The organism is Bacillus cereus group sp. BfR-BA-01330, assembly GCF_022663885.1.
GTDB lineage: Bacteria > Bacillota > Bacilli > Bacillales > Bacillaceae_G > Bacillus_A > Bacillus_A cereus.
In genome coordinates, this window is record NZ_JAKUGK010000006.1 from 111705 (window position 1) to 128196 (window position 16492).

Sequence of the window (16492 nt, forward strand, 5' to 3'; positions counted from 1 at the left end):
TAGAGTTAATTTAGGGGTTATTTTTTGTTCACTTCATTTTTTTCGGCACTCTGCATCTAGACGGTATACCCATTGGCCACAGTTAGACTATTTCAAATCAAAAAAATAGATTACCTGCACACTAAAGAGTATAGCGCACAGGTAATCTAGTTGTTTTTGAGATTAATAAAAAACTAATTTATCTTTTGAATTCTTCCATCAATAATAGACTGAATTGGTTCTTTTGATTTTTTTATATAATCTACTAATGCTTCAAAATCAGTTGGTCCTGTTTCAGCATCTTTACCGTTTTTAAAGGATACAAATCCATCTCCACCTGAAGCTAGAAATGCGTTCGCAACGACGCTGTAAGTTTTAGAAGGAATAATTTCTTCTCCATTTGTTAAGCGAATACTTGTTACTTTTTCTCCATTAGGCTTGTTCGCATCCCAAGTGTATTGGATACCTGAAATTTGAAGCATTCTTGTTATGTCTTTTTGCCATTGTTGATTTAAAATATCACGAATGTCTTGACCTGTTAAATTTACTTTTATTAATTGATTTCCGAATGGTTGAATACCATATATCTCTCCCCATGTAATATCACCAGCATCTAAGTCATTACGAATACCACCAGGATTCATAAGTGCAATTTGGGATTGCATTGTTGTACGCTGAGCATCAGCAACTAAATTTCCAAGAGTAGATTCACCAGCCATATTTTGTTTGCGATCTAGTGGAGCGATAGACTTACCTACAACTTCATTAACAAGAGGTGCGATTTTTGCTTGATATTTCTCCATCTTCTTCTTTATTTTTTTATCAGGCTCTATGCCTTCATGATAAGTTGTAACAATTTCTGCTTTTTTCTCAACAATATCTTGTGTCTTACGATCAATCTTTACATCAACATCAGCAAAAGCCATACCATAAGAATTTGCTTGTACGACAAGTTTATTATTAACAGTTCCATTTACATAGGTGTGGCTATGGCCACCAAAAATAACATCGACTTCTGGATCAGTCTCATTTGCTAATCGGACGATATCACCATTTGTTACGCCGTTCCCATCTGTTATACCTCCGTTATGTGCAAGAACAACGATAGATTTAACGCCTAGTTTTTTTAATTGCTTTACGGATTTGTTAATAGCTTCAACTTCATCTGTAATTTCTACATTCTTTAGCATAGTAGGCATAACAAGGTTAGGAACATCCGTTGTTACGACTCCGATAAAGCCAACAGGAACTCCTTGTACCTTTTTTATAGTGAATGGTGGTAAAAATAAACGACCGGTGGATTTATTATAGAAATTTGCAGCAACATATGGGAATTTTGCTCCTTTAAAATTTCCTGTTTTCTCATGGTATCCACCATAAATAAGGCGGTTCATTTCTTCAACACCTTCATCAAATTCATGATTTCCTATCGTTCCAACATCGAATTTCAAATCATTTAGAAATTCAATTGTAGGTTCGTCTTGTAATAATGCTGAAACAGGAGTACTTGCTCCAACAACATCTCCAGCATGTACCTTTAATGTATTTGGATTTTGTTTTTCACGATCACGTAAATAAGCCCCTAAGTACTCAATTCCCCCTGCATCTTTATTGTTAATTTTTTTTACAGTGTCTAGTTGCCCATGAAAATCGTTAATACCGAGCATTTGTACATCTATGTAGCGATTTTGTTCTGTACTTGCTTGGATTGAAGGCGCAGCAAATACACTAGTAAAAGTAACTGTACTTAATGCTAAAGCAACTGGAATAATTTTTTTCAACATAAAATTTCTCTCCCCTAATTAAAATCTGACATAATACGATGTTATTTTAATATATTAAGAGAATTATTTCCATAAAAATTCTACCAATTATAAAAATTAATAAGATTTTATTGTTTTCTGACAAGATATTTCTTCCTCAAAAAATGTACGTTTCTTTGTTTTGAGGAAGAAATATTATCTTGATAGTAATATAGCAATACATCTAAAAGACCTAAAAAAACTCTAAACAATAAATTTTTGCTGTTAAGAAGAATATTCAATTCGAAACTAATGAAGATTTATCAACCTAACATATCAATACCACCATTTAAAAAGATGCTCCTGGATTTATCCAAGAGCATCTTTTATAAAGCTTTATTTTTTACTTATTTATAATTTATCAACTAACAATTATATAGTTGTAATCAGTCCTTTAAAAATAATAGGAGTGCTTCATTAAATTCTTTAGCATGCGTTGCATTTAGCCCATGTGGACCACCCTTTATTAAGGCTACTTTAGAATTAGGAATTGCTTCATGTGTTAATTTCCCACTATATTCATATGGTACAGTTGCATCAGAATCACCGTGAATAATAAGAGTAGGTATATTAAACTTCTCCAAGTCTTTTCTAAAATCTGTCTTACTAAAGGCGGTAATACAATCAAGTGTTCCTTTAGGTGATGCACTGGCTGCAATATCCCAATTATATAAACGGAATGGCTCACTAACTAAATCTGTTCGATTACCAGCCGCGAAAAATCCCTTAGTAAATTCATCAAGAAATGCAAGGCGGTCATTTATCACACCACTTTTGAATGCTTCAATTGTTGCATCATCTAAGGCCCCTTCAGGATGATCCTCTGATTTGTATAAATACGGAGGAACTGCCCCAGCAAAAACAGCCTTTTCAATACGATCTGTTCCATACGTACTAATATACCGGGCTACTTCGCCTCCACCCATAGAAAAACCAACAAGTGTGACATTTTGAAGCTCTAAATGTTCTAATAGTTGATGTAAATCAGAAGTAAAGGTATCATATTCATACCCTTCCCACGGCTGAGATGATTGTCCAAATCCTCGACGATCATATGTTATAACTCTGTATCCAGCCTCAACAAGAGCGGGAACTTGGTATTCCCAAGATCGACCACTTAACGGCCAACCATGAATGAGTACAACTGGTTTTCCTGTGCCATGATCCTCATAATATATCTCAATTGGTTCTTGCTTTTCGGTTCCTACAGTAATTTTAGCCATGCTTCTACCTCCCAAAAATATTCCAATATGTATCCTTTTATTCAATAATCTGGATGAACGTCATAACCTATTCATGCACGTTTATGTTGTGAATTCTAAGTATGAAACTCTATTGTTCCAATGCATTCATTTTCTCCTTTTGGAACAATCCCCCCTCTAATACCTTTTGCATCATAAAATAATTACTGAACATTACTCCTATTCAATTGTAATAACAAAAATAGGTGACTATCAATATCGTTCTATCTATAGGATGTATAGGTAAAACCAATCTATTTTATAGTGAAAACAACTATAGTTACGACCTATACGAATTATAGATAATTTAGAATTGATTAACGAATCAGTTTTCAAATACTATAAATTTGTATAGCACTTCATGTTCTGCGAATGCTGCTATAACCAATATTATTGGTCAGCTTAGTTATAAACGAAGAAACTTATGATAGTATCCGACTATTTAAACTTTCTTCGATTACTTAATTTTTAGGAGGAATACATAATGACTGATCTCTATTCTCGTATTAACAAAGATGATGCTGTTGTGCTTTTAGTAGATCATCAAACTGGTCTTATGTCCGGACTAGTACGTGACTATGGTGTTGATGAATTCAAGAACAATGTTTTAGCTCTTGCTCATACTGCTAAGTTTTTTAATTTACCAGTTATTTTAACAACAAGTTTTGAAAACGGGCCTAATGGACCTTTAATGCAAGAATTGGTTGATCTCTTTCCTCATGCACCAAAAATAGCTCGACCTGGACAAATTAACGCATGGGATAATGATGATTTTGTAAAAGCAATCGAAGAAACTGGAAAAAAACAACTTATCATCGCAGGCGTAGTTACGGACGTTTGTGTTGCTTTCCCGGCACTTTCCGCTATAAAAGCTGGATATGAAGTATTTGCTGTTACTGATGCTTCAGGAACTTTCAGTAAACAAGTTGCAGATGCTGCCAATACACGTATGGCACATAGTGGCGTGCAACTTATGAACTGGTTTAGCGTAGCTTGCGAATTACAACGCGATTGGCGCAACGATGTCGAAGGTTTTGGCAATTTGCTTGCTAGCAATCTTCCAGGCTATCAAAATATAATTGGAAGCTATAGAGGAGCTCAGCGAGATCTTAGTAAACAAAATGCATAAATGTATCTCAAGGAAATAGCTTTAAATCACCTTTTTTAAAGTAGATAGTATAAATTTAGTGCTGATTAAATCAGCACTAAATTTAAATTAAAAAGTATAGTAGAGCTTCAATTGACAGAAGATACATTACTTTCAATAAACAATTGAAAAAGGAGCGTTTTATTATGAGTAATTTAGAATTGTTAAATCCGGAGAACAGTGCCTTAATTTTAATTGATTTTCAACCTCAAATGACTTTTGGAGTTGCAAGTATTGATAGACAAACATTGATTAATAACGTTATGCTACTTGCTAAATCAGCAAAAACTTTTAACGTACCTACTATTCTTACTACAGTTGAAACACGCAGCTTTTCTGGTTATTTTTGGCCACAAATTCTTGATATATTCCCAAACCATGAAATTATAGAACGTAGTTCAATGAACTCTTGGGAAGATCCGAAATTTGTTGAGGCAGTTAAAGCAACCGGTAGAAAGAAATTAATATTTGCAGCACTTTGGACTGAAGTTTGCCTTGCATTCCCTGTGCTTGAAGCAATTAAAGCTGGCTATGAGGTATATGCAGTTGATGATGCTTCAGGTGGTACTAGTTTGACAGCACATAACGCTGCTATGCGTCGTGTAGAACAAGCTGGTGCAATTCCAGTGACAGCAATTCAAGTTTTACTTGAATACCAACGTGACTGGGCACACAAAGACACTTATGATGCTGTAATGGAGATTGTAAAGGAACACACTGGTGCTTATGGTCAAGGTGTAGAATACGCATATACTATGGTGCATGGCGCGCTTCCAAGCAGGAAAATATGAAACAAGAAGGAGTAGCTGTCGAAGAGACTTATACAGGGAACACGATGGATGCTGGCAATCCAGTAACAACGATTGTTACATGGGAAATTCAAGAAGGTAGAGAAAAACAGTTTGAAACATGGAGACATGAAATTGAGGCTGCGGCTACTAAATTCCCAGGACATTTAGGTGTAAATCTAATAGTCCCAAGTAACGAATCCAGAGAGTATACTGTTATTTTTCGCTTTGATACGTATGAGCATCTACGTACTTGGCAAGAATCAGATGTTCGCCGGGATTTGTTAAAAACGGCGGAGCAATTTCAAGCCACTAATCCAACTTACAAAACTGAAAGCAGTTTGGCTTATTGGTTTGTTACTCCGAAAACGCCAGTTCCACCGCCAAAATGGAAAATGTCTATCGTTACCCTTCTGGGTGTATGGCCTCTTAGCATGTTAGTTCCTAAAGTGATAGGACCTATTATAAAACATATGAATCCTATTATGTCAGCTTTTTTTGTTTCTGTATGTATAGTGTCCTTGCTATCATGGGTAGTCATGCCGATTTTCGGTAAATTATTTCATCCATGGTTACAAAATAATAGAAAGTAGACGAGGTGTGAACATGAGTTTACCGGATATGATCTTATATAACGGAAAAATTACTACCCTTGACCCTTCTCAGCCTGAGGTATCTGCTATCGCCATAACTGATGGTTTAGTCACTGCAGTAGGTGGAGATGAGCTTCTTAATAGTGCCACGGAAAAAACAAAAAAAATAGACCTTAAAAGAAAGAGAGCTATTCCAGGCCTGAATGACTCCCATATACACGTGATTCGTGGTGGTCTGCATTATAATATGGAATTACGTTGGGAAGGCGTGCCATCACTTTTTATTGCTCTAGAAATGCTCAAAGAACAGGCAAGGCGTACACCTGCTCCTCAGTGGGTAAGAGTAGTTGGAGGTTGGTCTGAATTTCAATTTAAAGAGAGACGGATGCCAACATTAGAAGAGATTAATGCTGTTTCTGAAGACACGCCTGTCTTTGTGCTACATCTTTACGATAGAGCACTTGTAAATCGTGCAGGGCTACGTGCACTGGGATACACGAAAGATACCCCAGACCCTCCAGGCTGTTTAATTCAGCGGGATAAAAGAGGTAATCCAACGGGCCTTTTAATTGCTAACCCTAACGCTTCTATTCTTTATTCAAGTTTGGGTAAAGCTCCAGTACTTAATCTTGACGACCAGATTAACTCAACTCGCCATTTTATGCGTGAATTAAATAGATTAGGTATTACAAGTGCCATCGACGCAGGTGGTGGTTTCCAAAATTACCCTGATGACTACAAAGTTGTTGAACATTTAGCCGAGAAGGAACAATTAACTTTGCGTATTGCTTATAATCTATTTACGCAAAATCCTAATCATGAATATGAAGACTTTGCTTCATGGGCAAAAATTGTTTCTCCCGGTCAAGGAAATGATAAGTATAAAATGAATGGTGCCGGAGAAATGTTAGTATTCTCGGCAGCCGATTTTGAAAAATTTCAAATGCCACGGCCCGAACTAGCTACAGTAATGGAAGCCGACTTAAAGAAAGTAATTTCTCTATTGGTGGAAAACCGTTGGCCATTCCGTTTACATGCAACTTATGACGAGTCAATCACACGTTTCTTAAATGTATTTGAGGAAGTTAACAGAGAAATTCCTTTTAATGGGCTACGCTGGTGGTTTGATCATGCAGAAACAATCTCAGATCGTAGTATGGAACGTGTTAAGGCTTTAAATGGCGGTATTGCCATCCAAGACCGCATGGCTTTTCAAGGTGAATACTTTGTTGACTTATACGGAAAGGAAGCTGCAAAGCATACTCCTCCGATTTATCGTATGTTAGACCTTGGTATACCTGTTGGCGCCGGTAGTGATGCAACCAGGGTTTCCAGCTATAACCCTTGGGTTGCTCTTTACTGGATGGTTGCTGGAAAAACCATTGGTGGGCTTTCCATATACGATAAAAAAAATAAACTTGATAGAAAAGTAGCCCTGGAATTATATTCAAAAGGAAGTGCGTGGTTCTCTGGCGATGAAGGTAAAAAAGGAACCCTGGCAGTAGGTCAGTTTGCTGATATTGCTGTATTGTCTGCTGACTACTTTACTGTGCCGGAAGAAGAAATCAAAGACCTCGAATCATTGCTCACCATTATGGGTGGGCAGGTTGTTTATGGAAATAATGAATTTAAAAACTTATCACCTGAATTGCCGCCAGCATCACCTGATTGGTCACCGACGGGCGTTTATGGTTATGGTGGTGCTAACCTAGCCAACACTATACTTTCTCACGATTCCCATGATAACAAGTTACATAGTTGTAGTAACCCTCTCCATCAACACACTCATACCGTAATAGGAAAAGATGGAACTAAATGGGGTATTGGTTGTACTTGCTTTGCTTTCTAAATCAAAACCACCGGTATAATGCCGGTGGTTTTCTTTCTACAATAAGGATATATAAATTCAAAATAGCAGTGTATATCCCTACATGGAATCTGTTACTATGCGATAAGACCGAAGAATTGATTGATTAACTTAACTTGTTTTTGATAGCCTTCTCTCCTTGCAAAGTCTGTCCTTTTTTCCTTAATTAAAAGTCAATGGTATCCCCCTTTTTGATCGACTACACCACACATATAAATCCACTGTCCTTCGACTTTAATATAGATTTTAATTTTTTCAATTGTTACACTAGGATCATTATTATTTCTATTACACTGATACTTTTTGCGAATCATTTAACTTCTGCATAAAGATACGTGCTGCAAAACTTAAAAATTTATCATCAAAGTGAATAAGATTAATATCTTGGCTTGGTGTTGGGTCAGTAATACGAACTATGCTCAAAGTATCATTATTAACAAAGTTAACCAGTGAAAGAGGTATTATGGCAACCCCATGTCCATTGTATACAAGGCTCAATAGAGAAATAGAAGATTTTGTTTCTATATTTGCTTCAGATAAAGATAACCCTAAACTCTCACAATATATCTTAATAGATTCACGACAACTACATGAAACCATTATCCTACTCAGCCCTACTAATTCTCGAAAAGAAACAAATGATTTTTCATTCAAAGGATGATTTTTGGGAATGACAAGGACGAGCTCTTCACTATACAAAAGGGTGTTTGTTAATGTGTCTGGAATTTGAGCACTACGTGTAATCCCGAAATCAATATTTTTGTCAACGATTTGATTTACAGCAACTTCAGATTCTATAATCTTTACTACGATGTTGGGATAATGTTGTTGAAACTTCATAATATAAGGTGTTAAATAAGTGAGATCCTCTAATAAACCTCCTATAGTAATTACACCTCTTTTTACACCCTTTAATTCAAAAATTTCATTATAAACGTCATCAAATTGTTGCATGATAAATTTTCCTTTATCAAATAGCAGCTTACCCGCTTCTGTCATTTTGATACCTCTTCCAACTCGATGAAACAAGGGTGTATCAAGTTCACCTTCTAAAACTCGTATTTGTTGACTTAAAGTCGGCTGTGAAATACCTAAAACTTCCGCAGCTTTAGTGAAACTATTATTATTACAAACTTGAATAAAATACTCTAAATGACGTAATTCCATTCTTGATACCCACTCTCCGCTTTATGAAAGATTTATAATTTAAAGGACGATATGTATACGTTAACATAACAACTTTATTTCATACTATACCAATTGAAATTACATGTTTTATTCATTTTGTATTATAATAAATTTACTACCATTTATTAATTTTTCCTCCTATTTATTTAATTTATATTTAATTAGGACATTACTAATTCGAGATATATTTCTAAAAATTTATAGTTCGAGTGCATAATACCCTAATTTTTTCAACTTTTCGATTATCATTTTTTTCTCAATATAGTCCAAACCACCAAATATTTGCCGAATCGCCTCTTTATGCTGAGGAAAAATAATATCCATCAATTCAATACCTTCTGAAGTAATTGACGCATACGTGACACGGCGGTCTTTAGGACATGGTTTTCGTATTAAGAACCGCTTCTTTTCCAACTTATCCACTACATACGTGATACTACTACTTGCAAGTAATATTTTGTCTCCAATTTTTTGTATAGGCTGATCGCCTTTACTATACAGTAGCTCAAGCACTGCAAATTCAGTTGGATTAAGTCCATAACTTTTTATATCCTCTTCAATACGCTTAGTAATTGACTGTACTGCCCTTGATAATATAACAAATAACTTTAAAGATAAGCTCTCATCGTTAATCACGCTCATAATTACCAATCCTTTACAAGTTATCTTGAATTCGAGATTCATTATATTATCGTCAAAATATTATGTCAATCATTCATTTTAGCTTTATCAATCCAATCATAATTTATTTCTCAACATATGACATATGGAATTAGAAGAAAACAATTGTTACTATATAAGTATCTCAATTACGTTATTTCTTTTAAAGAGAGCTTGTTTTTAATGGCAAGTTCTCTTTTGCCATATTCTAAATTGAATCCGGACAAATTTCAGAGTATATGATATAGTTTTTAAACAAAGATTAGAGCTCTCCTACAGGAAGGAGAGCTCTAATCTTTCATATAAATATTCACCATTTTTATCATTACGGGGACATCAAAACTTTAACTTGATGGGGATATGGTACTATCTCGATTAATAAATATTACAAATCATATATCTATCATATTTTTTATAAACAGGATTAATTAGATTTAAAAAAAGATTTCTTTTTCTTTACTCGTAATAAGTCACCTGTCCATCCTTTGAATCGCATATACATATACATCCCCCCTGTTGTGAAAATAATAAATAAGAGAGCGATTAAATAGCTATATTTCCATTCTAGTTCAGGCATGTATTTAAAATTCATACCCCATAATGCTCCTAAGGCTGTCAAAGGCGTACTCACAGCAGTTAATACAGTAAGAGCTTTCATAATTTCATTCCCACGATGAGAAGAAACAACTTCTTGCAAATGAATCATCGTGTCTAATTCTTCTTGGTACTCTTTAACGAGTTGTAATCCACGCTCTAATTTTACGCTTGTTTGTTTATAACAAAGGGTGTTTGTTAGTTTTTCTAACCAAGCTTCTTTTAGGCCTTGTAACACTTCTTGTATTAAGCGAAACACGTGTGTGTTCATAAATAATTCATGACGAATATGATAAATCCTTTCTAAAACTGCTATGTTATTATGATGATAAAAATCCCATAATACATTTCTGAAATTGTTTTCAAAGTAGTCAACCTTTCGCAAATAATGAGATATAAACATTGATAAGATAGCACATAATCCTTCAGCGGAACTATTACAATTTTTTGTACCCATAGGGAAATTATGTATTAATTTTTTGAAATCCTCTTCCTCTTTTTCCTGAACTGTTATCAGTATTCCATGAGCTACGAAATAATGAAGAAATTTTTGAATTTTGGCGTCCTTTTTATCTTGATCATATAAAAACGAACCATATACACAAGTTTGACTTGGTGATAACGTATAAACATATAATCCATTTTCACAAGGAGAACTTATTTTCTTTACAAATTGAGAGAAATAAGATGTTACATCACGAGGGATTATAGAAGAAAGTTTTTCAAGCTCACTAGTTTTCACATGATACCAACTCCATTTCGTCATTTTTATGCATTCCATATTATTCTTCCTTTCTAAATTGTTTTATGTTTAATCGAATCATAACCGTAATATGACATTTGTATGTAGGTATTCATGTCTTGGAGGAAAAGTTTTTAGATCATCTAAATTACAAAATAAATGACATAGGAGGCCTTATTCTTTTAAAAGGAAGACCCCCTATATTAGTTATTTTCATTCTCAATTTTAAACATTTCCTCTATACAAGCACTTTTTATCTTTTCTTATAAAGAATTTATTATATGTGGAAAAGAAGCTACATAATTTGGCACGTCTATTCAACGAACTCCATTTCAGTCGTTATTATAATTTGGATTCATATGCAGATTGATTGGTGATGTCGTCAAATACTTGACTCCCAATAATGTAGTATCCATGAAGTGCAGCCTCTTTCGAAGCGTCTACCATACGGAAAGAAGAAATTTCACTTTGCATTTTTTTAATTCGTTTTTTGTGGAGATCTACTATTCCTCCTGTCCAAATAATAGTATCATACTGTTCTAACGTAAATTGTTCTTGTAATACACGCACAACGTCTTGGAAGTGTGCATCCAACTCTTTTTGAATCAAAGTATGAACCTGACTTGTCTCAGGATTTTCTTCTCGACATTCATATCCTTTTTCTAATATGTTTGGCATGTCGTTAATATGCAATTGATTACTTTCACCCTCATGATTCTGCACGATATTCTTAATATTTTTCAAAGGCTTGCTACATCCTAGTTCCGTCTCATAATGATTTAAAATGAGATTCTGTTTCATATCTGTCATTTCTAATGTGCGAAATCCACCATCAATAATTAAGATGCGATCTCGTTCCTGAATGATTCCCTCTTTTAAGAAATAGGCATGTAAAGCGACCGGTTGCTGAAGAATCAAAGCATTTTCCACCGTAATATGAATAAATTTCCCATCAATTTGCACGGAAGTTTCTTTTTTTAGTGCACGTTGTAATTGCTCATGCTGACTACCAAAACAACTGATGGGAAGCCCGGTAACAACTAAAGGTAACACGACATTTTCTTTATAATCCTTTGCAATGCAACCAAATATTTGTTGTTTAAATCGTTCGCTTTCATAATAATTTTCTATTTCTTCGTCAAATGGAGGAAGAAATGAAGCGTCAGATTGATGTGCTTCATTTCCCATGTAGTATGCAAAGTCTAAGTCTATAAAACTTACCTTTGTTAAATCTTCACTTTCAGCATGATTAGGTACAGGGGCTAGTGTGGAAGCTTCACTCTTAACCGTCATCTCAGAATCTACATCCTGGCGATATGCCCTTTTGGTAAAGCCAATTCCTACATCAATTGCATACAGAGATTTCATACTTTTTTCCTCACTTTCTATTTTTAGAGTTACATCTAGGCACTCTCTTCTTTCCCTTCTTTCACATATTTCTTTTCATTTTTCGTTTTTTCCCCGTCTAAGTTCTTACTATTTTCATTTATTTCGTAATCCTTTTCATCTGTTTTCTTTTTGTTATTTTCGTTTTCTGTTAAGTCTTTAATGGTAGAAATGACAACTGGTGTGGCTGTAAGCAGTTGTGGTAATGTTTGTTTTGCAACATTAGCTGCAGTTACAGAAAATTGTTTACTTGTCTCAGTTACCTTCTCCAATGTTTCCTTTATGTTTCCTTCTTGTAGTTTTTCTTTTACGCTTTTTCCTTTTGTTTGTATAGCTTTCCGATTTTCTTTTTTTAATAGGGAGACTATGACTCCGGTCGTAATTCCAATTACAGTATATTTAAATATTGTATGTTTCATTTTTCTCATCCTTTTCTATTTTTATTTTCCTCCATGCTACAACCTAAAATAATTACCTTACCTATTTATCAGATGTTGCAATCTATTACAGAGAATGATAGTTTTGCGGCTGCCTAGCATTCGCCATTGGTACTTCAGCTGTTACTAGGAGTAAAATCTTCCCTTGATCTAGTTTTTCTTCATATAAGTTAGCTTCCTCCTTCGACAACCCCATTTCTTCCATTTGATTTCGAAGTTCGTCCCCTTTTTTGGAGAAAAAGTTGATAATACTTGTTCCCAATCCTTGTTCTTTTACTCCAATCGTATTTGTGTTTGTATCATCCGCAATCCTTTTTGTTATATGTTTTTCATGTGCTAAAACATAAATGTCATCGTGGCGAACCCCTTGCAATTCTAGCTCTTTTACTTTCATAACTACTTCCTGTTCATTTTGATATTCATAAACTACCGTTTTTCTTTCATTCGTATGCATGGTATCTTTCCTCCTTTAGATTTTTTATTTTTTATTTAGTTGTTATGTAATATGTAATACACCTATTTTAAAGATGTTAAACCTAAATTTTCAAAAAATTTCATACAATAGGTTATTCATGTTTTTAATATCAAAGAAATGTCACAAGAACTTTGCTTTGATAAAAGCGCTCCAAATAACGATTTGTTTGGAAGGTAAGCCCATTGTTTTATAGAAATCATAGAAAAATAAAAAAGCACTCCTTTTTAAAGAGTGCTTTTAAAAAACATATAACCTAATCAAAATATTTCTATTTTGATTACGGAAAGAAAGTTTTTATTAAAACATATGGTTGCTAATTTAATTGCGATCTGCCTTGCACCCAAGCAGCAATATCATTTATAACATACTCAGGGATATTAGCAGGACTATAATATTCATTTGGCTTACTTATTTCCCCTTCACCCTCTGTAAAGAAATGATTTAACTTTGGATATAGTCGATAATCTACGTTATCTCGTTCTTTTAATTGTTCTTTCCAAAGAGGAATTTCAATTTTTGATTGAACTTGATAGTCTCTTTCTCCTTGAATAATAAGAAGCGGTGTCTTTTGTTCTTTTGACATTTCTGCCGCTTTAATTTTCCGTATAGAATCCCAAAATACTGCTGACCCTAAGTAAAAATCTTTTGGGGGATTCTGACCAGAGAAGTTGGGATCATTTAATAATTCAAATTGCGATTTGTAGAATTTATATTGATCCAGGTTCATTGCTCCAATAGAGAAAAGGTACTCAAATTGATCTAAAACAACGTCTTGGATCGTACGAGCTGGCCCTCCCATTACAATTGCTCCAGCAATATTTTTATTTTGGTCTTTTTCAATCATTTTCGGAAGCATCATTCCACCTTGACTATGACCCAAAATATAAATTTGATTTTTATTTATTAGAGGCTCATTTTTAAGAAATTGAGTTACAAGAAGAGCATCATCTGTTGTCTCTTTATCAACTGTATAAAAGGGACTGAATTGTGTTTTCAACCCATGTTCATAAGTTCTTTTATTATAGCGAAGGACAGCAATTCCCTTCGATGCAAGACCTTCAGCTAAATCGCGAAATGGTTTTAAAGCAAACGCTGTTTCATCCTGATCAGTTGCTCCTGATCCTTGAACAAGAATAACCGCTGGAAAAGGACCCTTTCCTTTTGGAACCGACAATGTTCCTGGTAATGGAAATGCACCACTTCCAACTACTACTTCTTTATCAACAAATGACTCAGGCTTACTATATGATGGACGCTCTGCAACAGGACTAAACGACATGCTGAGTTGAAAATCGTCTATTTTTCCAGATGGATCTAGTTTAATTAGTAAAGGTACAGTCATTTTTTCAAAAACTAATTGAATCTCCACATTTGTATGAACAGGATTTGTCTCTTTTTGTGTAACCTCTCCAATTTCTATAAAAGAACCTGCTTGTAATTGCACTGGGAGTCCCTCCCAATAGCTTTTCAGCCATTCTTCGGATATTATTTTCTGTAATGACCTTGAGGTTAAATCAAATGCAGATTTATAATCTTCACTATTCATATGGCGAATAAATGAAAGAGTAGTAGATATAATAGGATTTTCATCATCACTATTGTCTACTTTTTTTATAGTTGTGTTTGCTTCCTTTAATTTCGAACTAAATTGGTAGTTAAACGGATAGTTATATGTATCAGGATATAAGCTTGTTTTCAATACTTCCGTATTCCGTCCCTCATACAAACTTGAAGAACTCGTAAAATTTTCAGGTGAAATTACTTCCTCCGCATATGAGACTGAAGGAATTGCTATTGTAAAAATTGCACTGATAAGTAATAACTTATTACTTATTCTTCTTTTCTTACCCATACCTATTGATTCTCCCTTCAAAATTTAAAATTTCTAATACAATATGCCAACTATAAGGAAAATAAAAATTACCAAAGAGATTAATAATCTATTTTACGATCCCCCTCTCAAGTTAAAAATCTATCATTAACAAACTTCAATAAAAAACACCTTCCCCCTCTTTTTTTATTGTTGGATTTTCCAATGACCTAGAAGCACAGCACGAAATTACATGTAACCGACCCATGAGATTCTCTGTTTCAAAAGAAAAAAGCACCCCACTAGATGCTTTCTTTAATTGTTCTCACTATCATTTATTCAGGTAATTCTCTTATTACTATAAGATAAATTCATTCTATTTCCTAAACCTCACTTATTTCTTAATTCACTCATACCAATATAAAACCTAATAACCTACCATCAAAAAATAAAGAAAATAGGTTATTTGGCTATTCATTTCGTAAACTTAATGCTCAAATTAGTTTTTTTCACAAAGTTAAACTTTATTAAGAAAAACTTAAAGAATTTCCCTCTATATTCATAAGAACTTTTTTCTATACTCAAAAATGTAAATAGACAAAAGGAGAAACGATCATGAAGAAATTTGTAATTTGCATACTAGGAATAGGCCTCCCTATATACTTACTACCTTTCATATTACGTGGAGATTTAGACAGATTTAATCCGATTGCTGAAGAAAAAAATGTATATGCCGTTGCGAAAGGATATGGTGTTCCAGATTATCATCATAAAGGAAAAGCTATGTACTCACTAAAAGCTGTTGACGAATTAAGTAATGAAAAAGAATATACAGTTGGAACGAACACGCCTAATGATTTTATAAGAAAAACATACTTAAAAATTCATGTGAAAGGAAAATATGTGTATTCTTACGATATTATTTCTAAAGAGGATATTCCGGAGAAAATAAGGGGACAATTGGAGATAGCAAATAAATAAAAGAGCCACTTCGTACGATTTGGCTCTTTATTCTCTCTCCCATCTACCGCTAGGAGAATTCTTTCGGTAGATTTATTAAATTCGTTATCATTGTTTCAATAACCATTCTTCAATTACTTTCACTGTTTCATCTCGTTGTGCTTTTGGCGTAATTAAACTCGCATTATCACCTTTTTGCTCACCGTACATGCCAAAATTAGCATGATTCCCCCCTTTTATCATGTGCATAGTACTATTCTTTGACATTAACTTTTTATTGTTCTCTATTTTTTCTACAGTTGCTAAAGCATCTACTTCCCCGTAAATTGATAACATTGGAATCGATTTGGCAGAGAAATCATCTGCAGGATAAGAACCTAAGAAAATAATTCCGTCTACCTTTTCTTCATGTTGAAAGGCATACCTAGAAATCATAGCTCCGCCCATTGAATGCCCAGCAACATACCATTTTTGAACTTCAGGGTACTTTTCAATTACACTATCTACCTCATTTATTCCAAGTATCGCTAAGTTTAATGGTAACTTAGGCATTACTACAAAATGCCCATCTTTTGCAAGTGCTTCCCCTAAGTAACTATAAGCCTCGGCTTCTACTTTAGCTCCTTGATAAAAAATAACCCCTATATTTGCATCTTTCTCTCCAAAAGCTATATAATCTTCATCTTTTTTATCATCTACTAAAGACAAAGCCTCTTTCGTTGGTTTATAAGTAAACTGAGACCAAGTTAAAAAAGTAATACTTCCGATGAGTAAAATACCTAGTAAAGAGTACAGAACAATTTTTATCCATTTCTTCACATAT

Annotated in this window: 15 protein-coding genes; 5 read left to right on the top strand and 10 right to left on the bottom strand. The window is 34.1% G+C overall.

Annotated features, from left to right (window positions below; translation table 11 throughout):
* Positions 1-173: 173 nt before the first annotated feature.
* Positions 174-1763, bottom strand: a complete 1590-nt coding sequence (locus tag MR112_RS17960) for a bifunctional metallophosphatase/5'-nucleotidase (protein ID WP_000913780.1) — start codon at positions 1761-1763, stop codon at positions 174-176.
* A gap of 404 nt (positions 1764-2167) precedes the next feature.
* Positions 2168-3004, bottom strand: coding sequence for a bromoperoxidase (locus MR112_RS17965; RefSeq protein WP_001074300.1), 837 nt, complete (start codon positions 3002-3004; stop codon positions 2168-2170).
* 502 nt (positions 3005-3506) lie between these two features.
* Here MR112_RS17965 and ycaC point away from each other — a divergent pair.
* The 4 genes from ycaC (at position 3507) to MR112_RS17985 (ending at position 7399) form a co-directional block, all read left to right on the top strand.
* Positions 3507-4151, top strand: a complete 645-nt coding sequence (gene ycaC / locus MR112_RS17970; protein WP_000131227.1) for an isochorismate family cysteine hydrolase YcaC — start codon at positions 3507-3509, stop codon at positions 4149-4151.
* Between the two features lie 164 nt (positions 4152-4315).
* The gene (locus tag MR112_RS17975; RefSeq protein WP_000067162.1) at positions 4316-4960 is read left to right on the top strand and encodes a hydrolase; all 645 of its coding nucleotides are present in this window, start codon (positions 4316-4318) and stop codon (positions 4958-4960) included.
* Positions 4957-5550: an antibiotic biosynthesis monooxygenase gene (locus MR112_RS17980; RefSeq protein WP_000806860.1), complete on the top strand. Its 594-nt coding sequence runs from the start codon at positions 4957-4959 to the stop codon at positions 5548-5550. Before MR112_RS17975 ends, MR112_RS17980 begins: the two co-directional genes overlap by 4 nt.
* Before the next feature lie 13 nt (positions 5551-5563).
* Positions 5564-7399: an amidohydrolase gene (locus MR112_RS17985; RefSeq protein WP_242245178.1), complete on the top strand. Its 1836-nt coding sequence runs from the start codon at positions 5564-5566 to the stop codon at positions 7397-7399.
* A 306-nt stretch (positions 7400-7705) separates the two neighbouring features.
* On the opposite strand, the gene MR112_RS17990 is transcribed toward MR112_RS17985, so the two are convergent.
* From MR112_RS17990 to MR112_RS18020, 7 genes are all read right to left on the bottom strand, one after another.
* On the bottom strand, positions 7706-8584 hold the full coding sequence (locus MR112_RS17990; protein WP_000423187.1) for a LysR family transcriptional regulator: 879 nt from the start codon (positions 8582-8584) through the stop codon (positions 7706-7708).
* A gap of 219 nt (positions 8585-8803) precedes the next feature.
* Positions 8804-9247, bottom strand: a complete 444-nt coding sequence (locus MR112_RS17995) for a MarR family winged helix-turn-helix transcriptional regulator (RefSeq protein ID WP_000111426.1) — start codon at positions 9245-9247, stop codon at positions 8804-8806.
* Positions 9248-9689: 442 nt separating this feature from the next.
* Positions 9690-10640: a magnesium transporter CorA family protein gene (locus MR112_RS18000; RefSeq protein ID WP_000388933.1), complete on the bottom strand. Its 951-nt coding sequence runs from the start codon at positions 10638-10640 to the stop codon at positions 9690-9692.
* A gap of 303 nt (positions 10641-10943) precedes the next feature.
* Complete coding sequence (locus MR112_RS18005; protein ID WP_078186635.1) at positions 10944-11969, bottom strand: ParM/StbA family protein; 1026 nt, start codon at positions 11967-11969, stop codon at positions 10944-10946.
* Between the two features lie 35 nt (positions 11970-12004).
* The gene (locus MR112_RS18010; RefSeq protein WP_242245179.1) at positions 12005-12406 is read right to left on the bottom strand and encodes a peptidase U61; all 402 of its coding nucleotides are present in this window, start codon (positions 12404-12406) and stop codon (positions 12005-12007) included.
* Positions 12407-12491: 85 nt separating this feature from the next.
* Entirely contained in the window at positions 12492-12878 is a 387-nt protein-coding gene (locus MR112_RS18015; RefSeq protein WP_000557320.1) for a YflT domain-containing protein, read from the bottom strand.
* A 334-nt stretch (positions 12879-13212) separates the two neighbouring features.
* Positions 13213-14751, bottom strand: coding sequence for an alpha/beta hydrolase (locus MR112_RS18020; protein WP_242245180.1), 1539 nt, complete (start codon positions 14749-14751; stop codon positions 13213-13215).
* Positions 14752-15324: 573 nt separating this feature from the next.
* On the opposite strand from MR112_RS18020, the gene MR112_RS18025 reads away from it, so the two are divergent.
* Complete coding sequence (locus MR112_RS18025; protein ID WP_000714887.1) at positions 15325-15690, top strand: YxeA family protein; 366 nt, start codon at positions 15325-15327, stop codon at positions 15688-15690.
* A gap of 87 nt (positions 15691-15777) precedes the next feature.
* Here MR112_RS18025 and MR112_RS18030 read toward each other — a convergent pair whose 3' ends face one another.
* Positions 15778-16488, bottom strand: a complete 711-nt coding sequence (locus MR112_RS18030) for an alpha/beta hydrolase (RefSeq protein WP_174766985.1) — start codon at positions 16486-16488, stop codon at positions 15778-15780.
* Between the last annotated feature and the right edge of the window lie 4 nt (positions 16489-16492).